Genomic DNA, 20,584 nt, shown 5'->3' on the forward strand with positions numbered 1-20,584 from the left:
CACCGTCCTAAGCGCATGTTCGCCGATACCTTCGTCGATACCGTGGCTATCCGCGCGCTGGGATCCACCAATTCGTCTCATGCCGACGAGCTCGCGCACATCGCCAGCACCCTCTCGGCACTGCCGGTTGCGGCCGAGGGATCGTCCCTGGGCCCCGTGGGCGCCCGGTTCCTCTCCGCTCTGGCTCACGCCGCTGCCGACGGATCCCGGACGGTGCTCGCGCTGAGCGCCCAGCTCTCGAGGTCGAACGCGACGGCGTATGCCGTTGCGTCTGCGTACGAGTCCGTCGACAGCGGCGCGGGTGCGCGCATCGCGGGCGTCTAGCCGTGGCCAGCACCCTGGTTACGACGCTCGCGGCGCCCCTGCGGGCCGTGCAGTCGATGGTGGGCCCCGGGTGGTCCGATGACCTCGTCGATGGGCCGGCGGTGGCGTTGGCCCGCGCACGCGACGCCCTCTTCGACGTCTCGGCGGCTACCAGGAGGTCCTGGAGACAGACGGACTGGACCGGCACAGGCGCCGACGGGGCCGCGGACTTCATCGCCAGAACGGCTGCGGCCATCGACCGGCTCGCCGAGCACACCGATCAGATGAACGGGGCGGCACGGGCTGCGGGTGCCGCGGTGGCGCGGGCGCACGCCCGGTTGGCCGAGATCGTCGCCGGTTTCGAGGCGCGCGCTGAGGCGCTGGAGCCGTTCCTGGACTCACCGGAGGCTGCCGCCGCCCTGCGGGCCGAGGCGCAGCGCTCGCTGGCAGAGGCCGTCGCGGTGGTCGAGGAACTCGAGGCTGAACTGGACGGGCACACCGCTGCGTTGCCCAATCCCGCGGCACCTTCGCCCGCCACGACACCAGCCGGTCTCGGGTCCTCTGCGATGCCGTCGATGGGCTCGGGGTTCGGTGGCGGCGCGCCGATGCGGCCGATGCCGAACGGGTCCACCGCGTCGGGCTTCGGGGACCTCGCGGAGCTGTTCAGGCGGGATGCCCCCGAATCGATGCCGGAAGCCGCCGCGTTCGGAGATGGTGTCGCCGTCCGGCTTCCCGACGGCAGTACGGTCACAGCCCCGAATGCGGTGGCGGCCAGCGCCGTCCGGCACGCGTTGACCCAACTGGGTGTGCCCTATGACTGGGGCGGCACGACACCGGGCGTCGGCCTGGACTGCAGCGGACTCACACAGTGGGCGTATTCCGAAGCGGGACTGAACCTTCCGCGTCTGGCGCAGGAGCAGGATGTGGGTGCACGGGTGTCAGCAGGCGATCTGCGGCCGGGCGACCTCGCGGTGTGGGACGGCCACGTCGCGATGATCGTCGGAAACGGGACGATGATCGAGGCCGGCGACCCGGTGAAGTTGTCGCCGATCCGAACCGACAACGCGGGTCAGGGATTTCAAGGGTTCTGGCGGCCCACGGCGTGATCAGGAATCCCAGGTGACGGCTTCGGCACCGGACTCGACGTATGCGCCATAGGCCAGTTGCAGCACATCGGGTAGCCCCGTCGTCGCCGGATGCGTCACCATAGATGCAACGCGGGTTCGCCGTCACCCAAGCCAGCCGGGACGGAACCGTCGTATCCATGAGGTGGCCCAGCGCCGGCCCCATGGCCGATTCTCGACAAATCCTTTAAGCCAAGATCAACGCGTCCAGCTACGACTGCCGACCTGACCGGCAAGGTCGATGGCTATTCTGTGCGCCATGGCTGCTGACATCGTGCCGATCCGGCTTGGGCTGACCAAGGGCGACTTCTACACGCTATGGGCGCCGCGGTGGCGTGATGAGGGCGACGAGTGGGAGGCCTTCCTCGGAAAGGACGATGACCTCTACGTCTTCGAAACCGTGGCAGACCTGGTCGCATTCGTCCGGACCAACAACGACAACGATCTGACCGACCATCCTGCCTGGGAAAAGCTCACCCAGGCCAACGCGCATCGCTTCGACCCCGCCGAGGAGCGGCAGTACGACATCGTCGGCGTTCCCGAGCTGGCCGCCGAGAAGCCCAGCGAGGAGACGGTGACCCAGCTGCACCGAGCGCTGGCCATCACATCGTCCATCGGATCGGTGTGCGAGCTCCCCGCCATCAGCAAGTTCTTCAACGGCAACCCGGGGCTGGCCCAGCTGGGCGGCGGGGTCGACGCGTTCAGCGGCCGGGCCGGCCGCAAGCGCTGGGGCGAGATCGAGACGGCGATCGCCCGCAGCTGGGACAACGTCGTCGACGCCATCGATGAACTGGTCAGCACCCCCGACGTCGACGAGGCCGCGTCGAAGAAGGCCAGCGGCGAACTGGCCGAAGATCCCCCCGAACCCGAGGAAGACGAGATCGTCGAGGAGCTCGCGGAGAGCGACGACGCCGAGGACAGCGACGTCGAGGAGACCGACGAGCTCGAGGACCACGCCGGCGGCGCGGTGCTCGGCAGCGACGAGGACTTCTGGGTCAAGGTCGGCATCGACCCGGTGCGGATCATGACCACCGGCGGCACGTACTACACCCTGCGGTGCTATCTCGATGACCAGCCGGTCTTCCTCGGCCGCAACGGCCGGATCAGCGTGTTCGGATCCGAACGGGCGCTCGCGCGCTACCTGGCCGACGAGCACGACCACGATCTCTCCAACCTCGCCACGTACGACGACATCCGCACGGCGGCCAACGACGGGTCACTCCGGGTCAACGTCACCGACGAGAACGTCTACGTACTCACCGAGATCGTCGACTATCTCGCGGACGGTCCCGACGCGATCGACCGTGACCAGCTCGATCTCGCCGTCGAATTGCTCAGGGACGTAGGCGAATACGCCGAGGACACCATCGTCGAGGAGTCTCTGGACGCCGACCAGCCGCTGGGCAGGATCGTCGCGTACGTGCTCGATCCCGACAAGGTGCGCCGCCCGACACCGCCATACGCCAAGGCCGTCGAGCAGTGGGAGGCGCTGGAAGCCTTCGTCGAATCCCGGCTGCGGCCCGAATAGCGTTAGAGCTCAGTCGCTTTCGGGTGACGTGGCTCGTAGAGCCCGAGTTCCCCGCCGCCTGGGAGCATGATACTGGTCAGCAGGCCCCAGCCCTCGTCGCTCACAGGGCCACATGTCACGCCCTTGGCGTTGAGCTCGTCGATGGTGTGTTGACGTCGTCGCACATCAGGTACAGCTCATGCGACCCGGCGCCTTCGGCCGGATGTACGGCCACCTCGGCCGGCGGCAGTTTGAAGATCAACCAGCCACCGCCCGCGTCCACGTTGGGATAGCCGAGCACGTCCCGGAAGAAGGCACGGTCGGCGTCGGCATCGCTGCTGTAGATGATGGCGTGAGCACCGGTGATCACGAACGTCACCGTACCGGCCCACCGGCCCCGATGTCAGCCGATGAGAACGGCGAAGCGCGGCTTGATCACGTCGTCGATGATGGACAGACGTTCGTCGAACGAGATGAACGCCGACTTCATCGCGTTGATCGTGAACCGCTGTAGGTCGCTCCAGCCGTAGCCGAAGGCCTCGACGAGGCGCCACATCTCGTCGCTCATGGTCGTGTCGCTCATCAACCGGTTGTCTGTGTTGACGGTGACCCGGAACCGGAGCCGGGCGAGCAGGTCGAACGGATGCTCGGCGATGCTGGCCACGGCGCCGGTCTGGACGTTCGACGAGGGACAGAGCTCGAAGGGAATCCGCTTGTCCCGCAACAACGCGGCCAACCGGCCCAGCTTCGCTTCGCCATCCTCGCTGACGGTGATGTCGTCGACGATCCGGACGCCGTGACCGAGACGGTCCGCGCCGCAGAAGGCGATGGCCTCGTGGATGGACGGCAGCCCGAAGGCCTCCCCCGCGTGAATGGTGAAGCGGGCGTTGTTGTCTCGCATGTATTCGAACGCATCGAGGTGCCGGGTCGGCGGGTAGCCGGCCTCCGCGCCCGCGATGTCGAATCCGACCACGCCGCGGTCGCGGAATCGTATTGCCAGCTCGGCGATCTCCTGCGATCGCGCCTGATGCCGCATCGCGGTGACCAGGCATCGCACCACGATGAAGCGGCCCTCGGCGTTGGCGGCCTTCTCACCGTCGGCGAACCCGGCGAGCACGGCCTCGACGACCGCGTCCAGCGACAGGCCGGCGTCGATGTGCAGCTCGGGCGCGAACCGGATTTCGGCGTACACCACGTTGTCGGCCGCGAGGTCCTCAACGCACTCGTACGCCACCCGGTGCAGCGACTCGGGTGTCTGCATCACCCCGACGGTGTGTGCGAACGGCTCCAGGTAGCGCACCAGCGATCCGCTGTGCGCTGCGGTGCGGAAGAACGATGCGAGTTCGTCGACGTCGGTGGCGGGCAGATCGCCGTAGCCGGTCGCGTCGGCCAGCTCCAACACGGTGGCCGGGCGCAACCCGCCGTCGAGGTGGTCGTGCAACAGCGCCTTGGGAGCCTGCCGGATGTTCTCCAACGTCAGCGGCAGTGAACCAGTAGGCGCCATGTCAATCTCCGCTCGTGATCCGATCGATGATCAGCGGCCGCTGCGGCGGCGGCTCGTCACCGATGCTGAAGCCGCCGTCCAGTTCGGCCAGTGCCGCCTGGAATTGCTCCGGCGTCTCGGTGTACAGGGTGAACAACGGCTCGCCGGCGGCGACGGGCTCGCCGGGGCGACGATGGATGCGCAGGCCGGCGCCGGACTGCACGCGTCCACCTGGGACGGAGCGGCCCGCACCGAGCCGCCACACCGCAAGACCAACCGCCATCGCATCGATGCTTTCCATCGTGCCACTTCGCGGGGCGGTGACGGTCTCGCTATGGGGGCCGATCGGCAACGGCTGCTCGAGGTCGCCGCCCTGGGTGGCGACGAGCTTGCGGAATCGGTCCATGGCCGTGCCGTCTTTCAAGGTCTGCGCCGGGTCGGTGCCGTCGATACCTGCCGCGTCGAGCATCTCGGCGGCCAACGCCAGCGTCAGTTCCACCACATCTGCCGGACCGCCGCCGGCCAGCACCTCAAGCGATTCGGCCACCTCGACGGCGTTGCCCACCGTTCGGCCCAGCGGCGTCTCCATATCGGTGAGCAGCGCGCGCGTCACCAGCCCTTCCGCGGCGCCGAGCTCGACCATCGTGCGGGCCAGCTCACGGGACTCCGCCTCGGTGTCGAGGAACGCGCCCGAACCCACCTTGCAGTCGAGCACCAGCGCCTTGGTGCCCTCGGCGATCTTCTTGCTCATCACCGAGCTCGCGATCAGCGGCAGCGACTCGGTGGTGCCGGTGACGTCCCGAAGCGCATAGATCTTGCGGTCGGCGGGCGCCAGCTCCCCGGCGGCGAAAATCGCCGCACCAAGATCACAAAGCTGTTGGCGAATCCGGGCTTTCGACAACTCGGCGGAGAAACCGGGGATGGATTCCAGCTTGTCGAGCGTGCCGCCGGTATGGCCCAGCCCGCGACCCGCCGCCTGGGGCACCGCCCCGCCACACGCCATCACGATCGGGACCAACGGGATGGTGATCTTGTCGCCGACCCCACCCGTGGAATGCTTGTCCACCAACGCCAATGGCTTTCCATCACGGCGAAGATCTGTAAAGTCCATCCGCTCGCCGGAGTTCACCATCGCCGTCGTCCAGCGGACGATCTCCGGCTTGGTCATGCCACGCAGGAAAATCGCCATCAGCAGTGCCGACATCTGCTCGTCGGCGACCCGGCCGTGGGTGTAGCCGTCGATCACCCAGTCGATCGCCGCGTCCGACAGCACTCCACCGTCGCGCTTGGTCCGAATGATGGTGGGCGCGTCGAATGTGAACTGCATCACGGGATTACGGTACTTCTTCGTGCGGGATCTCCAGGCGGGCCAGGTCCTGCGGCCCGAAGGCATCGGGTAGCAGCTCCCCCAACGGGCGCGGCCCCAAGGGATGATCGATCAACATTTCCGCGCCGCCGTGCTCCAGCAGGACCTGCCTGCACCGTCCGCAGGGCATCAACACCTCCCCCGCGCCGTCGACGCACGACAGCGCGATCAGCTTGCCGCCGCCTCCGGAATGCAGGGCACAGACCACTGAGCACTCGGCACAGAGACCAAGACCATATGAGACATTCTCCACATTGCAGCCCGAGACGATCCGATGATCGTCCACCAGGCCCGCCGCTCCGACCGCGAACCCCGAATACGGGGCGTAAGCGTGCGCCGTGGCTTCAGTTGCCCTGTGCCGCAACATCTTCCAGTCGATTTCGGATGTCATTTCACCCTCGTCCACTCGGCTCTGAATGCATTCCGAACTCCCGTCGCAGCGCCGGCCACGTGAGAAAGGTAACCCTAATTTTGGCCGTTTTGCGTGCGCCGACGGCTAAACGGTAGTTCGTTTAGCAGTACAACTGGGTTTAGAGTCGCCCCGAGGTTTGGGGCAGTGGTCCACGACCGGTCTGATCGCGAAGCCTGTGGGACCCCCGCCCCGAGCGTCCACCGAAGGCGTTGGAGGCCAAATGAGTACTCAGACTGCAGGGAGCGCGACGGTGCCGGCGCCGCGACCCGAACCGTCGCGCAGACGCACCCTTTATCGCGGTGATCCCGGGATGTGGTCCTGGGTGCTGCATCGGATCACCGGCGCCACCATCTTCTTCTTCCTGTTCGTACACGTGTTGGACACGGCGCTGGTGCGGGTCAGCCCGCAGGCGTACAACGAGGTCATCGAGACCTACAAGACGCCGATCGTCGGCCTGATGGAGATCGGCCTGGTCGTCGCCGTGCTCTACCACGCCCTCAACGGCATCCGGGTGATCCTCATCGACTTCTGGCAGCACGGCCCTCGCTATCAACGAGCGATGCTCTGGGTCGTCATCGGCATCTTCCTGGCGGTCTTCATCCCCATGGTCAGCGTGATCGGCATGCACATGGTGGAGCGGTTCCTGTGAGCGCGCCGGGCGGAGCCTGGACTCCGCACCACAAGGAGGGCCGCATCGCGCCGGTCATGGAGAAGGAGCACGACCGGCCGGCCAGCCTGGACCACCCCCGCGCCCCGCGGCGTCCGCGCGGTATCCCCTACTTCGAGAAGTACGCCTGGCTGTTCATGCGGTTCTCGGGCATCGCGCTGGTGTTCCTGGCGCTCGGCCACCTGTTCATCATGCTGGTCTGGGACGGCGGGGTGTATCGCATCGACTTCAACTACGTCGCACAGCGCTGGGCCTCACCGTTCTGGCAGATCTGGGACATGGCCCTGCTGTGGCTGGCCATGATTCACGGCGCCAACGGCATGCGGACGATCATCGGCGACTACGCCCGTAAGAACGTCACGAAGTTCTATCTGAACTCGCTGTTGTTGCTGGCGACCGGCTTCACTCTCGTGTTGGGCAGCTACGTGCTGGTCACCTTCGACGCGAGCATCTCGTAGGGGGCGAGAGCACATGATTGTTGAACATCGTTACGACGTAGTGATCGTCGGCGCAGGCGGCGCAGGTATGCGGGCCGCCGTCGAGGCCGGACCCCGGGCGCGCACAGCGGTGCTGACCAAGCTGTACCCGACCCGCAGTCACACCGGCGCGGCGCAGGGCGGCATGTGCGCGGCACTGGCCAATGTCGAAGAGGACAACTGGGAGTGGCACACCTTCGACACCGTCAAGGGCGGCGACTACCTCGCCGACCAGGACGCCGTCGAGATCATGTGCAAGGAAGCCATCGACGCTGTGCTGGACCTCGAGAAGATGGGCATGCCGTTCAACCGCACGCCGGAGGGACGCATCGACCAGCGCCGGTTCGGGGGACACACGCGCGATCACGGCAAGGCGCCCGTGCGCCGGGCGTGCTACGCCGCCGATCGCACCGGCCACATGATCCTGCAGACGCTGTATCAAAACTGCGTCAAGCACGACGTCCAGTTCTTCAACGAGTTCTACGCGCTCGACATCGCGATCACCGAGACGCAATCCGGTCCCGTCGCCACCGGCGTCATCGCCTACGAGCTCGCGACCGGCGACATCCACGTCTTCCATGCCAAGGCGATCGTGTTCGCCACCGGCGGGTCGGGCCGGATGTACAAGACCACGTCCAATGCGCACACCCTGACCGGCGACGGCCTGGGCATCGTGTTCCGCAAGGGACTTCCGTTGGAGGACATGGAGTTTCACCAGTTCCATCCGACGGGTCTGGCGGGGCTGGGCATCCTCATCTCGGAAGCGGTGCGCGGTGAGGGCGGCCGGCTGCTCAACGCGGACGGCGAGCGGTTCATGGAGCGCTACGCGCCGACGATCGTCGACCTGGCGCCGCGTGACATCGTCGCCCGGTCCATGGTGCTCGAGGTGCTCGAGGGCCGCGGCGCCGGTCCCAACAAGGACTACGTCTACATCGACGTGCGTCACCTTGGCGAGGACGTGCTCGAGGCCAAGCTGCCCGACATCACCGAGTTCGCCCGCACCTACCTGGGCGTCGACCCGGTCAAGGAGCTGGTGCCGGTCTATCCGACGTGCCATTACCTGATGGGCGGCATCCCCACGACGGTGAGCGGACAGGTGTTACGCGACAACGTCACTCCGCTGCCCGGCCTGTACGCCGCGGGCGAGTGCGCATGTGTGTCGGTGCACGGCGCGAACCGGTTGGGCACCAACTCGCTGCTGGACATCAACGTGTTCGGACGGCGTGCGGGCATCGCGGCGGCCAACTACGCGCTGGGCCACGACCACGTCGACCTGCCGCCGGATCCCGCGGGCATGGTGGTCGGCTGGGTCGGCGACATCCTGTCCGAGCACGGCAACGAGCGGGTCGCCGACATCCGCAGCGCGCTACAGCAGTCGATGGACAATAACGCCGCGGTGTTCCGCACCGAGGAGACGCTGAAGCAGGCCCTGACCGACATTCATGCACTGAAGGAGCGCTACTCGCGAATCACGGTGCACGACAAGGGTAAGCGCTACAACAGCGATCTGCTGGAGGCGATCGAGCTGGGCTTCCTGCTCGAGCTGGCGGAGGTGACGGTCGTCGGGGCATTGAACCGCAAGGAGTCCCGCGGCGGACACGCCCGCGAGGACTACCCGAACCGGGACGACACCAATTACATGCGTCACACCATGGCCTACAAGGAGGGCAAGGAACTGCTCTCCGATATCCGGCTGGACTACAAGCCGGTGGTGCAGACGCGGTATGAGCCGATGGAACGGAAGTACTGACAATGACGATCGCTCCCGAGGTTTCGACGAAGGACCCTGAACTGCCACCGGTGCCCGAGGGTGCGGTGATGGTGACGTTGAAGATCGCCCGATTCAACCCGGAGGATCCGGACTCGCAGGGCTGGCAGAGCTTCCAAGTGCCGTGCCTGCCGACGGACCGGCTGCTCAACCTTTTGCATTACGTGAAGTGGTATCTGGACGGCACGCTGACGTTCCGGCGCTCATGCGCACACGGCGTGTGCGGCTCCGACGCCATGCGCATCAATGGTGTCAACCGCCTGGCGTGCAAGGTGTTGATGCGCGACCTGCTGCCCAAGAAGCCCGGCAAGCAGCTGACCATCACCATCGAACCGATCCGCGGCCTGCCCGTGGAGAAGGACCTCGTGGTGAACATGGAGCCGTTCTTCGACGCCTACCGTGCGATCAAGCCGTACCTGATGACCTCGGGCAACGAGCCGACGCGCGAACGCATCCAGAGCCAGACCGACCGCGCCCGCTACGACGACACCACCAAGTGCATCCTGTGCGCCTGCTGCACCACGAGCTGCCCGGTGTACTGGAGCGAGGGCAGCTACTTCGGTCCCGCGGCGATCGTCAACGCGCACCGGTTCATCTTCGACAGCCGCGACGAGGGCGCCGCCGAACGCCTGGACATCCTCAACGAGGTCGACGGGGTGTGGCGCTGCCGCACGACGTTCAACTGCACCGAGTCGTGCCCGCGCGGCATCCAGGTGACGCAGGCGATCCAGGAGGTCAAGCGCGCACTGATGTTCGCGCGTTAGAGCGATTTCGGCGTGCTGGGTCACGCTCAGCGAGAGTGAACACGCCGAAATCACACTTTTTGGCGCATTACGTCGGCGATTTTCACGTGTCCCGGGAAGTCGAGCGAGACCGCCGTCGCGCGATAGCGGTCGACGAGGTCGCGGTAACCGGCGTCGTCGCCGCGGGCCTTGGCCATCCTGGCGCGCATCCGCAGCAGCTGAATGTCGTTGATAACGAAGCCCGGATCGGTGGGTACGGCGGCCAAACGCTCGATATGCGCGCCCGCTTCCCTGATGTCGTCAGCACTGCCGCGCGCCAGCAGCGACTCCACGAGGACGGCGGTAGCTTCAGCTCGCACGGTCTTCTCTTCGCTCGCGACGAGGGTGTCGAGGATAGACCTCGCGTCTTCGATTGCACGGTCGAGATCGCCTGATTCGGCTGCGATTTCGGCGATTCGAATCCTCGCCAGCATGGCAGGCGCGAAGATCGACCACTCCTCGTACAGATCGCGCGCCCGTTGCAGAGTCTGCAGTCCGAGGCTGCGCTCCGCCTCGGAAGTGCTGTAACTCAACGCCATACCGTAGGCCTGACATGCGGTGGCGAGGGCGAGGTTGTCGCCGATCTCTTCACCCTTCCGCACCGCTTCCGCGGTTTCGGCGATGACCCGGTCGTCGGGCACGACAGCCTTCATATGTATGCCGAACCCGTATCCGATGCCGATCAAGAACACCAGAGCTGCACCGCCAGGATGATATTGGCGCTCAAGTCCGATACTTCGCCGAGAACTCCGCTGCCAAGCCTGGGAATCGCCCAGGACGCGATCGGCGACTGCCCCCCAGATCAGACAGATCGCCAGCGCAAAGCCGATCTGCTCATCGCTCACGTCGTTTCCGTTGTAGCCCTCAAGCACACCCACCGAGAACTGCGCGATGCGGCGGGCTTCCTGCGCTTCGCCTGCGAGAATCTTCGCCATCACGGACGCCTGGGAATACCCGACCGCCCTCACCGCATCCTCGCACTTCTGAAGCAGCTCGAACTGCTCGGACGCGAGTGCGGACGCTTCCCGGTGGCGGTGCAAAAAGCTCAGCAATGCGATCTGGCCGTACATCCCTATCGCCAGCGAGCCGTGGTCTCCAGAACTCTCACACAGCGTCCTGAGTTCATCGAATCCGGTGTCGGCAAGGCCGCCGCCGACTCGCCAGGTCGACATGCAGAGCATCGTCTTCGGCGCGATACGTAACGCCGTGCGGTCGGGATCCACTGCCGGCAGCGCATCGGCCACCTTTGCCGCGCGCTCCCAACCCGCACGTGCTCCCCGGATGTCACGCTGCTCGGACCATTCGGCGGCGCGCATATGCCAGCCGTACGCCTCGCGTAGGTCTCCGGCCTCCTCGAGGTGTTCGGCGATCAGCGCCGCGTCCTCGTCCGCCGGCCCGCGTGCTTCGATGGCGGAAGCCAGGCGCCGATGCCATTCGGCGCGTTCGGATTTCAATTGCGATTCCAGCGCCACCGTGCGGATCAGCGGATTGCGGAAGACGAATTCGGGCCGGCGGCCGAACCGGACCTGCTCGATGAGTTGCGCCTCGAGCAGATCGTCCACCACGGCTTCTACCCCGAGCGCGCTCAACAGGTCGACGCCGAACCGGGAGCCGATTACCGCCGCGGCGCAAAGCGTGCGCTTTGCGTTCGGGTTGAGCCGGTCGATACGTGCGGCGATCGTCGTCTGCAGGGACGCAGGCACACTCACCTCAGCGTGGTCCGCTTCGGATCGGTACTGACCCGGCTCGCCCTTCAGCACCCCACGCTCGGCGAGCTCACGCACGATCTCCTCGACGAAGAACGGATTGCCTGCCGCCCGTTGGCAAATGGCGTCTCGCAGCCCGGCGACCGAGTCAGCTGAGCCGATCAGCCCGTCGACGAGCGCACGGCTCTCGGCATCACGAAGCGGCGCCAGCGCAATGGTGTGGCCGCTTCGCACGCGACTCAGAGCACCTTCGTACTCCGGGCGATACGTGATCACCACCAGCAGGTGCGTCTGGGGGACCACCGTCAGAAAGTCGGCCAGCAGCGACTCGCTGACCTCGTCGATCCAATGTGCGTCCTCCAAGACATAGACGGCGGGAGTCTTGCGAGCGAGGGAGAACGTGTTGACCAGAGCAGTCAGCCGTCGCCGACGGGCGTCCGGAGTGATCGTCGCCGACGCCGCGTTCGGCTCGCCGACGCCTAACAGGTCTTCGAACAACAACACGTCCTCGGCATCGGCATCGGGGAAGCCGGCGCGAACTCGCGTGCGAGCCGTCACGGAGTCGAGGCGTTCCACACCGGTCGCCGCGCGCAGGAACGCCGTCAGCACGTGGAACGGCACCTGCTTGGTATGCGATTCGCAGAACGCCCGCACCACCTCGACGCCGTGTCGATCAGCCATCGAGGCCACTTCACGAACGAGCCGACTCTTGCCGATTCCCGGCGGCCCGACCAACCCGACCACGGTGCCGTGGCCGTCGATCGCGCTTTCGAGCAGGCCCTCGATCGCGGCGAGCTCCCACCGTCGACCCACCAAGGGTGATTCGTCACGGCGCTCTGCATGGTGCACCTTCCCGATGCTGATCAGCCGCCGCGCCACCACCGGCTCATCTGTTCCTTTGATCCGGACCTGCTCGGGCTCACCGAGGACGGCCGCATCGTCGACCAGTCGGGCCGTCGACGCGCTGAGCATCACCGCGCCCGGCGGAGCGACCGCCTCCATGCGTTGCGCTATCCCGACCTGCTCGCCGATCGCGGTGTAACCGAATGCGCCAGAGCCCATTTCGCCGGTGATGACCCGACCGGAGTTCAGCCCGACGCGCAGCCGAAGCTCAACCCCGTCGCGTTCGGCGACCTCAGCTGCCAGGCGTTGGGCCTCCTCCTGCACACCCAGAGCCGCCAGACAGGCGCTCGCGGCGTGATCCTCCAGGGCCACCGGCGCGCCGAACACCGCCATCAGCCCGTCGCCGGTGAACTTGTCCACCGTGCCGTCGTACCGCCGGATCACGGCGGCGCAGCGTTCGACGAGGTCGTTCATGATCTCCCGCAGCCGCTCCACGTCGACCGCCGCTGCGATGTCCATGGACCGCACTACGTCTGCGAACAGCACCGTCACATGCTTGTACTCGGCGGATCGGGCTGACTGCTCAACGGGGGCACCGCACTCGCTGCAGAACTTCGCGGTCGCCGGCAGAGGAGCCTGACAACTTGCACAGCGGAGGTCAGGCGCGGTCACCGTCCCGCCGGGACCTCCTCCATCGTTCACGTAAATATCGTGGCACCGGCACGCGCGCGTTAGAGCGATTTCGGCGTGCTGGGTCACGCTCAGCGAGACTTAACACGCCGAAGTCGCAAAACCTGTCACACATCGGCGGGCTGTCGCGTCTAGGGGGTATGACGCAAACACCACGCATTACGCCGGTCTCCCCCAAACAAGCCTCGCTGATGACGAAGCTCCTCTACCGGATGGCCAAGCGCAGGTTCGGCGAGGTGCCCGAACCGTTCGCCGTCGCCGCGCATCACCCCCGGCTGATGCTCGCCAACGTGGTCCATGAGGGCATGCTGGGGTCGGCGTCGAAGAAGATGCCGAAGAATGTGCTCGAGTTGGCGGTGTTCTGGACCGCGCGCACGGTCGGATGCTCCTGGTGCGTCGACTTCGGGTCGATGCTGCAGCGTCTCGACGGCCTCGACGTCGACCGGCTCAAGCACATCGACGACTACACCACGTCACCGCTCTTCACCGACGACGAACGCGCAGCCATCAACTACGCCGATGCCATGACCAAGGATCCGCACACCATCACCGACGAACAGGTTGAGGACCTCAAGCGCCGCTTCGGCGACGACGGGGTGATCGAGCTGACGTACCAGATCGGCGTGGAGAACATGCGGGCGCGGATGTACTCGGCGTTGGGCATCACCGAACAGGGCTTCAGCTCCGGCGACGCGTGCCGGGTGCCGTGGGCTTCAGAGACCTCGGACGACGCTGAGGGCGCAGCGGCGAAGCGGTGAACTTGTCGGGGTTCGCGATATCCCAGATCGCGCAGACCTTTCCGTCACGCACCGTCATCGCGGTGACACGCGGCATCACCTCGGGATAACCGTCGTTCGCCGGTGAGCCGACGAGGTAGCTGCCCAGCTGGCCGTTGATTTTCGCCAGCTGACTCGACGACAGGAAACCCGGCCCGTAGCGAGCAGCCAGCCCGAACAGGAACCGCGCCACCTTGTCCGGGCCTCGGATGACCCGCGCGGCGGTCGGCGCCTTGCGGTTCGAGTCACCGGTGAACGTCACCTCCGGATGCAGAAGTCGCACAACGGCTTCCATGTCGCCGGCGGCGAGGGCGAGCATCAGCGCGCCGGCCACCTCGTTGTGCATCTCGTCACTCACCGCCGGCGGCGCCGCCGCCACCGCCCGTCGAGCTCGCGACGCCAGCTGACGCGCGGCGGCCTCGCTGACCCCCAGCACTGGCGCGATCTCACTGAACGGCACGGCGAAACCGTCGTGCAGCACGAACGCCACCCGCTGGTCGGGGTTCAGCTTCTCCAGCACCACCATCGCGGCGAAGCGCGCGTCCTCCCCCGCGACCACCGCCGCCAGCGGGTCGTCGCCGTCAAGCGGTGTCACGACCGGTTCCGGCAGCCACTCGCCGTAATACGTTTCGCGGCGATGCGACGCGGAGCGCAGCCGGTCAAGCGCCAGCCTGCTGACCACCGTCGTCAGCCAGGCGCGCAGATCGGTGACCTCATCGGTGTTCGCGCGATCCCACCGCAACCAGGCGTCCTGGACGACGTCCTCCGCGTCGACGACAGTTCCCGTCAGCCGGTAGGCAACCGAGAGCAGGTGCGGCCGCAACACCTCGAACTCGTCAACGCGCGTACTTCCCGGGGACCGGGGCATGAGCCCAGTCTAGAGCCGTCGCACAGATGACTGATTTCGTTGCAGAACAACCCGGATGGCTCGATTCTCGCGATGAACCCACACGGAAACCACGGAACCGTATATTCCGCACATGGCAATCAAGGAACCCGACGCCCCGGTCGTCGGTGACAAGGGCCTGCAGGCGGGTGCCCTCGGTCTCGTTGGCAACATCGTCATCGGCCTCGCTGCCGTGGCCCCTGCGTACAGCCTGGCCGCCACGCTCGGCTACGTCGTGCTCGCCGTCGGCGAGAAGGCGCCCTCGATGTTCGTCCTCGCGTTCATCCCGATGCTGCTGGTCGCATTCGCCTATAAGGAGTTGTCGCAGGACACCCCGGACTGTGGCACCACATTCACCTGGGGCACCAAGGCATTCGGGCCGTGGATCGGCTGGATCGGCGGCTGGGGCCTGGCCGTGTCCGCGATCATCGTGCTGGCCAACGTGGCCGAGATCGCGGCGATCTATCTGTTCAGGTTCCTCGGCCTCGACGACCTCGCCGACAACGTCCTCGCCAAGGTGTTCCTCGGCGCTTTCTTCATCATCGCGATGACACTGATCAGCGCCCGCGGCATCGTGGTTTCCGAGCGGTTTCAGAACGTGTTGATCGCCATCCAGTTCGGCGTGCTGATCGTCGTCAGCATCATCGCGCTGGTGCGGGTGTTCTCCGACACCGCGGGCGCGCAAGCGATCATGCCGCAGTGGTCGTGGCTGTGGCCCAGCGGTCTCGACGTGTCCTCGATCGTGCAGGCGATCATCCTGTGCATCTTCATCTACTGGGGCTGGGACGCCTGCCTGGCGGTCGGCGAGGAGACCAAGGACCCCGGCCGTACTCCGGGCATCGCCGCCGTGATCACCACGCTGATCCTGGTGTGTACCTATGTGCTCGTCGCGTATGCGGTGCAGTCGTTCTCCGGCTTCGGCTATGTGGGCATCGGCTTGAACAATCCGATGAACACCGACGACGTGCTGACCGTGCTGGGCAAGCCGGTCGCAGGCACCATCGCTGCGTCGCTGCTGTTGCTCACCGTCTCGATCTCGGCGCTGTCGTCCACCCAGACGACGATCCTGCCGACCGCACGCGGCACGCTGTCGATGGCTGTGTACGAGGCGATTCCGAAGCGCTTCGCCCGCGTGCATCCGCGTTACATGACCCCGGCTTTCGGCACCATCGTGATGGGGTTGGCGGCGCTGTTCTTCTACTTGCTGCTGACGTTCCTGTCGGAGAATGCGCTCGCCGACTCGGTGGCATCGCTGGGGCTCGCGGTCGCGTTCTACTACGGCATCACCGCGTTCTCGTGCGTCTGGTACTTCCGGAGGACGTTGTTCTCGTCAGCCCGAAACCTGTTCTTCCGAGGCGTTTTCCCGCTGCTGGGTGGACTGGCGATGACGTTCGCGTTCGGGATCAGCGCGAAGGACATGATCGCCCCGGATTACGGGTACACCGCGTTCGGACCGATCGGCGGGGTGTTCGTACTCGGCGTCGGCATGCTCGTACTTGGTATACCGCTGATGCTGGCGTGCTTCGCATTCGGCACGAAGCGGTTCTTCCGCGGCGAGACGCTCACTGCCGAAACCGAAGTCAAGGTGCTCGACGTCTACTGAAAGCGCGGGAACAGCAATGCATTTGACAGTCGGATACCTCGCCACCAGCACCGGTGACGACGGCGTCGCTCTGGCCAGCGCCCTCGCCAAGACCTTCGATGCGGACGTCGACGTCGTACTGGTTGTGCGACAAGAACTTCCGGATGGCCACCCGGGGCGCGCCGAGTATCAGCAGCTGCTCGTCGAACGCGGCGAGGAATGGATCTCCCGGGCTATCGACCGGCTCACGGCCAACGGGGTCAGCGCATCGTCGACCGTACTCGTCGGCGAGTCGTTCGCACAGTCACTCATCGACTTCGCGCAGGCGAAGAATTCGGACCTCATCGTGGTCGGTGGCGCGCGCGACGGTTTCTTCGGCGGCCATACCATCGGACCGGTTACCGGTGCGCTGCTGCACTCTTCGCCGATTCCGGTCGCGCTGGCGCCGCGCGGGTACGCCGACGACCCCGACGAGTTCTTCTCCGCAGTGACCGCCGCGGTGCCGACCCGGCCCGGAGACGACAACCCACTGCCGTTCGCGATCACCCTCGCCAGCGCAGGCAACCTCGCCATCCGGATGCTGTCTCTGGTGTCCGCCGAAAATCTCGCAGAAGCCGACAGCGCGCGCGAAGTACGCCAGCTCCAGGTGCAGGCCGCCGAGGAGAATCTGCAGGTCGCCGCACGGGCGCTGCCGGACGCACCCGACATCGAATCGCTTGTCGCAGGCGGCATGACGCTGGAGTCGGCGCTGAAGAAGCTGCGGTGGAACGACGGCGACCTGCTCGTCGTGGGGTCCAGCAGATTCGCCGCACCACGACGAATCTTCTTGGGTTCCACCGCCGCCCGCATCCTGGCGGGTGTCGACCTCCCGGTGATCGTGGTCCCGAAAGCCGACTAACGCCGGGCCTCCGCTTTGTGCCGACGCTCGACGAACCGCTTGGCGACGAAGAACAGCACCAGCACCACACCCCACGACAGCAGGCTCAACAGGAGCTGCGAGCGCAGCTTTTCGTCGAAGGACATCTGCACCAGGATCGCCAGCATCGCAACGGTCGTCAGTATCGACAGCACCGGGAACAGCCACATCTTCAGTGTCAGTTCAGAATCGCGATTGCGGTAGCGCAGCACGATGTGCGACACGGCGATCAGGATATAGACGAACAGGATGATCGCACCGCTCGAATTGAGCAGGAACGCGAAGATCGTGTCCTCGGCGAACGCGGCGGCGATGATGCAGGCGAAGCCGACGATGGACGAGAACAGAATCGCGTTGGCGGGTACGCCGCGACGGTTGAGGTGCATCAGGCGATCTGGCGCCTCGCTGCGGGCTGAGAGCACGAACAGCATGCGCGATGCCGTGTACATGCCCGAGTTGAGGCAGCTCAGCACGGCGCTCAGCACGACAGCGTTCATGATGTGGTCCGCGTACGGGATTCCCATCTGGGTGAACGCCGCTACGAATGGTGAGCCCTCGAGCTCGTGGTCGTTCCAGGGCACGATCGTCACGAGCAGGAACACCGAGCAGACGTAGAAGATCAAGATGCGCCAGATGACCGAATTGGCGGCCTTGGCCACTGCCCTCTCGGGGTCCGACGACTCAGCTGCGGCGATCGTCGCGATCTCTGGGCCCACCATTGAGAAGATCACCGTGACGATGCCGACGGTGATGACGCCGGCACCCAGCGGCAGGAATCCGCCGTGACGGGTCAGGTTGGAGAAGTCCATCGACGTACCGGGCCACAGCCCGAGCACGAAGCACGCACCGATCGCGATGAAGACCAGAATCGCGGCCACCTTGATGCCCGCGAACCAGAACTCGAACTCGCCGTAGGACCTGACCGAGAAGAGGTTCGTCGCGGTCATCAGCACCATGAAGATCAAGGCGCACAGCCACAATGGAATATCGATCCAGTACTGCACGATCTTCGCGCCCGCGATCGCCTCGAAGCCGACGACGATCACCCAGAAGTACCAATAGAGCCAGCCGACCGAGAAGCCCGCCCACTCGCCAAGCGCATCGCGTGAGTAATCGGCGAAGGACCCGGTCGATGGCTTGGCGACCGCCATTTCGGCCAGCATCCGCATCACCATGATGATCAGGACGCCGGACAGCGCATAGGTGATGAAGGCGCCGGGACCCGTATCGGCCATCACCACGCCGGACCCGACGAAGAGGCCGGCGCCGATGACGCCGCCGATCGCGATCATTCGCAACTGCCGTTGGCTCAGCGCCTTCTTCAGTTGCGGGCCGGTCGATTCCGTTGTCGTCGCGCTCATGAACACCCCTCCGTCGCAGAACAGGGGCTGAATACCCGTTTCGCGCGTCGAATTACCTCGGACTCCCCGCGTCGAAACACGGTATTGACGGGTGGGGTGATTTTCCGTCAACAATCGCAGTCTCGGCGCAACGCGGGCACACCGCCACGAAACATCGTCCGCGCCAACACTTCCAGCGGGGAACCACCCGCTGCTGCACGGCATGCTGCTTGCTAGGGTTCGACCTCGTCAGAGACGGAGGGGAGAACTCGGTTGATCGAGAAACGGGCGGCGCTGCTGCTGGCCGCGGGGCTGATCGCGGTGCCGGGCATCCCGATGGCCGCGGCCTCGATGATGGACGACGACGCCTGGCAAGCGGCGTCCGAAACGGCCGTGGTGGCCAGCGAGAACGGCAACCAGATCGTCGTCGCCGGTCCGCCCGGCTGGGATGAACGCGAGTTCGGCAACGGAATCAGTTACCGCAACGGGGACGAGCTCGTCATCGTGCAGGTCTTCGACCGCGACGGCCGCGACGTGGGCGCGGTCGCGCAACGGCTCATGCGCGCCGACCGCATCACCGGTGCCAGCGCCGCGCTGACCGGCGAAGATGTCGCGACCGCCGACAGCAGCCTGACCGGCCAGGCGTGTGAACTCGTGGCCGGTGACCGGCTGGGCGAATGCGCATTCCTGGCCGATGACGACGTGATCGTGTGGGTTCAGACCCTGGGATCCGTCGACCAGCCCGCGCCGCCGTTGGACGTCGTGCTGGCACCGATCGGAAGGGAGCAGCAGTGACCGAGCAGACGCTGCAAACACCGCGCCCCGTGGTGTATCGCCCTGAGTCGGCGGTGTTCTGGGTGTTCGTGGTGGCGCTTATCGTCGGTACATTCGCGCTGCTCGACGACTCCGGCCCGGTGATCCGGGCGACCCTCGACGCCCACCTCGACCTGGCGTGGCTATGGCTGCTGTTCATCGTGTTCATGGTGTGGCTGCTCTTCCGGTTCGACCCGTTCCGCGCCGGGCGGCAGTATCCGCAGGCACTGGTGGCGGGCTTCGCGCTGGGCGGCACCACAGCGATCGCGATGGCGATGAACGGCAACGGTGGACTCGGCCAGCTCTGGAGCCTGGTGCTCTCACCGGAGACGTTGACCGACTGGTCGGCCTCGCTCACCGCGCCGTTCATCGAAGAGGCATCCAAGGCGTTGTGCGCAGCGGTGATACTCGTGCTGGGCGCACATGCGCTGCACCGGATTTCGCACGCGTTGATGGTCGGTATGTTCGTCGGGTTCGGATTCGACCTGATGGAGGACCTGTCCTACGCGGCCAACAGTGCGCTGCAAGATCTCGATTCCGATGTGACCGGTGCGGGCGGGAATCTCCTCCTGCGGTTCTTCACCGCCGTGCCGGCGCACTGGACCTATACGGCGTTGACGACGGTCGGCGTCCTGCTGCTATTGCCGTCGTTCAGCGACCGCGCCCGCTGGTCGACCGGGCGCCGGGTGGCCGTCGCGGCCGGGTTGCTGCTCAGCGGTCCGCTGCTGCATTTCATCTGGGATTCGCCGGGTCCGCTGTGGCTGATGCCGGTGAAGATGCTTGGCAGCCTGGCGTTCTTCCTCGTCATCGCGATCCTGCTGCTGCGTGACGAGCGGCGCTGGGTGATCGCCCGCATCGAGGCCGGCCGCGCCAGCGGCGAGTTCTCCACCATCCCGGATGAGGTGCTGGAATCGCTGCCCACGCGTCGCCGACGCCGGGCCCTGCGCAAGTCGGCCAAACGGACCGGGGGCCGCGCCGCCGCCAAGGCGGTCAAAGCGCAGCAGCGCGAGGCGCTCGACCGTGTCCAGGCATCGGCAACCCCACCGGTTCCAGCGCTGACCCACTGACTCCCGCGCTCGCCGAGACTACGGTTATTGACGGGAAACCGCCCGAAACGCGTCAACAACCGTAGTCTCGGCGCAAC

At 66.0% G+C, this 20,584-nt stretch carries 17 protein-coding genes and 2 pseudogenes; 12 read left to right on the forward strand and 7 right to left on the reverse strand.

Annotated features, from left to right (window positions below):
• The first annotated feature begins 15 nt into the window (after positions 1-15).
• The 3 genes from G6N43_RS25705 (at position 16) to satS (ending at position 2,955) form a co-directional block, all read left to right on the forward strand.
• Complete coding sequence (locus G6N43_RS25705; RefSeq protein ID WP_234810158.1) at positions 16-324, forward strand: hypothetical protein; 309 nt, start codon at positions 16-18, stop codon at positions 322-324.
• A gap of 2 nt (positions 325-326) precedes the next feature.
• Positions 327-1,409: a C40 family peptidase gene (locus G6N43_RS25710; RefSeq protein ID WP_110810456.1), complete on the forward strand. Its 1,083-nt coding sequence runs from the start codon at positions 327-329 to the stop codon at positions 1,407-1,409.
• Positions 1,410-1,686: 277 nt separating this feature from the next.
• A complete protein-coding gene (gene satS / locus G6N43_RS25715; protein ID WP_083153858.1) occupies positions 1,687-2,955 on the forward strand; it encodes a protein export chaperone SatS in 1,269 nt (422 codons plus the stop codon).
• Positions 2,956-2,957: 2 nt separating this feature from the next.
• Here satS and G6N43_RS25720 read toward each other — a convergent pair.
• The 4 genes and pseudogenes from G6N43_RS25720 to G6N43_RS25735 all read right to left on the reverse strand — a co-directional run bounded on the left by G6N43_RS25720 (position 2,958) and on the right by G6N43_RS25735 (position 6,174).
• A pseudogene (locus G6N43_RS25720) lies at positions 2,958-3,304 on the reverse strand (VOC family protein).
• Positions 3,305-3,337: 33 nt separating this feature from the next.
• Entirely contained in the window at positions 3,338-4,438 is a 1,101-nt protein-coding gene (locus G6N43_RS25725) for an adenosine deaminase (protein ID WP_083153861.1), read from the reverse strand.
• Between the two features lies 1 nt (position 4,439).
• Positions 4,440-5,744 (reverse strand): thymidine phosphorylase, encoded by a 1,305-nt coding sequence (locus G6N43_RS25730; RefSeq protein WP_083154107.1) that lies wholly within the window; start codon positions 5,742-5,744, stop codon positions 4,440-4,442.
• Between the two features lie 7 nt (positions 5,745-5,751).
• A complete protein-coding gene (locus tag G6N43_RS25735) occupies positions 5,752-6,174 on the reverse strand; it encodes a cytidine deaminase (RefSeq protein ID WP_083154109.1) in 423 nt (140 codons plus the stop codon).
• 241 nt (positions 6,175-6,415) lie between these two features.
• On the opposite strand from G6N43_RS25735, the gene sdhC reads away from it, so the two are divergent.
• The 4 genes from sdhC to G6N43_RS25755 are packed head-to-tail and all read left to right on the forward strand — an operon-like array spanning position 6,416 to position 9,870.
• Positions 6,416-6,844, forward strand: coding sequence for a succinate dehydrogenase, cytochrome b556 subunit (gene sdhC / locus G6N43_RS25740; RefSeq protein ID WP_083153864.1), 429 nt, complete (start codon positions 6,416-6,418; stop codon positions 6,842-6,844).
• Between the two features lie 56 nt (positions 6,845-6,900).
• Positions 6,901-7,320, forward strand: a complete 420-nt coding sequence (locus tag G6N43_RS25745) for a succinate dehydrogenase hydrophobic membrane anchor subunit (protein ID WP_110810463.1) — start codon at positions 6,901-6,903, stop codon at positions 7,318-7,320.
• A 13-nt stretch (positions 7,321-7,333) separates the two neighbouring features.
• On the forward strand, positions 7,334-9,088 hold the full coding sequence (gene sdhA / locus G6N43_RS25750; protein ID WP_083153870.1) for a succinate dehydrogenase flavoprotein subunit: 1,755 nt from the start codon (positions 7,334-7,336) through the stop codon (positions 9,086-9,088).
• 2 nt (positions 9,089-9,090) lie between these two features.
• The gene (locus G6N43_RS25755) at positions 9,091-9,870 is read left to right on the forward strand and encodes a succinate dehydrogenase iron-sulfur subunit (RefSeq protein WP_083153872.1); all 780 of its coding nucleotides are present in this window, start codon (positions 9,091-9,093) and stop codon (positions 9,868-9,870) included.
• Between the two features lie 50 nt (positions 9,871-9,920).
• Here G6N43_RS25755 and G6N43_RS25760 read toward each other — a convergent pair whose 3' ends face one another.
• Positions 9,921-13,196 (reverse strand): ATP-binding protein, encoded by a 3,276-nt coding sequence (locus G6N43_RS25760; protein ID WP_407664840.1) that lies wholly within the window; start codon positions 13,194-13,196, stop codon positions 9,921-9,923.
• 71 nt (positions 13,197-13,267) lie between these two features.
• Between G6N43_RS25760 and G6N43_RS25765 the strand changes: the two genes are divergently transcribed.
• The gene (locus G6N43_RS25765) at positions 13,268-13,885 is read left to right on the forward strand and encodes a carboxymuconolactone decarboxylase family protein (protein ID WP_083153878.1); all 618 of its coding nucleotides are present in this window, start codon (positions 13,268-13,270) and stop codon (positions 13,883-13,885) included.
• Here G6N43_RS25765 and G6N43_RS25770 read toward each other — a convergent pair.
• Positions 13,806-14,771, reverse strand: a complete 966-nt coding sequence (locus tag G6N43_RS25770; RefSeq protein WP_083153880.1) for a sigma-70 family RNA polymerase sigma factor — start codon at positions 14,769-14,771, stop codon at positions 13,806-13,808. The genes G6N43_RS25765 and G6N43_RS25770 overlap by 80 nt on opposite strands.
• A gap of 112 nt (positions 14,772-14,883) precedes the next feature.
• Between G6N43_RS25770 and G6N43_RS25775 the strand changes: the two genes are divergently transcribed.
• Entirely contained in the window at positions 14,884-16,392 is a 1,509-nt protein-coding gene (locus G6N43_RS25775) for an APC family permease (protein WP_083153883.1), read from the forward strand.
• 16 nt (positions 16,393-16,408) lie between these two features.
• Positions 16,409-17,269 carry a universal stress protein gene (locus tag G6N43_RS25780; protein ID WP_083153885.1) on the forward strand — a complete coding sequence of 287 codons (861 nt, stop codon included), beginning with the start codon at positions 16,409-16,411 and terminating at the stop codon, positions 17,267-17,269.
• A gap of 8 nt (positions 17,270-17,277) precedes the next feature.
• On the opposite strand, the pseudogene G6N43_RS25785 reads toward G6N43_RS25780, so the two are convergent.
• Positions 17,278-18,648: pseudogene (locus tag G6N43_RS25785) on the reverse strand (amino acid permease); the annotation flags it as partial.
• A 252-nt stretch (positions 18,649-18,900) separates the two neighbouring features.
• On the opposite strand from G6N43_RS25785, the gene G6N43_RS25790 reads away from it, so the two are divergent.
• Both G6N43_RS25790 and G6N43_RS25795 read left to right on the forward strand, forming a co-directional pair.
• Positions 18,901-19,422 (forward strand): hypothetical protein, encoded by a 522-nt coding sequence (locus tag G6N43_RS25790; protein WP_083153887.1) that lies wholly within the window; start codon positions 18,901-18,903, stop codon positions 19,420-19,422.
• Positions 19,419-20,507: a PrsW family intramembrane metalloprotease gene (locus G6N43_RS25795; protein WP_083153890.1), complete on the forward strand. Its 1,089-nt coding sequence runs from the start codon at positions 19,419-19,421 to the stop codon at positions 20,505-20,507. Before G6N43_RS25790 ends, G6N43_RS25795 begins: the two co-directional genes overlap by 4 nt.
• The last annotated feature ends 77 nt before the right edge of the window (positions 20,508-20,584 follow it).

The sequence above is a fragment of the Mycolicibacterium moriokaense genome (assembly GCF_010726085.1).
Taxonomy (GTDB): domain Bacteria; phylum Actinomycetota; class Actinomycetes; order Mycobacteriales; family Mycobacteriaceae; genus Mycobacterium; species Mycobacterium moriokaense.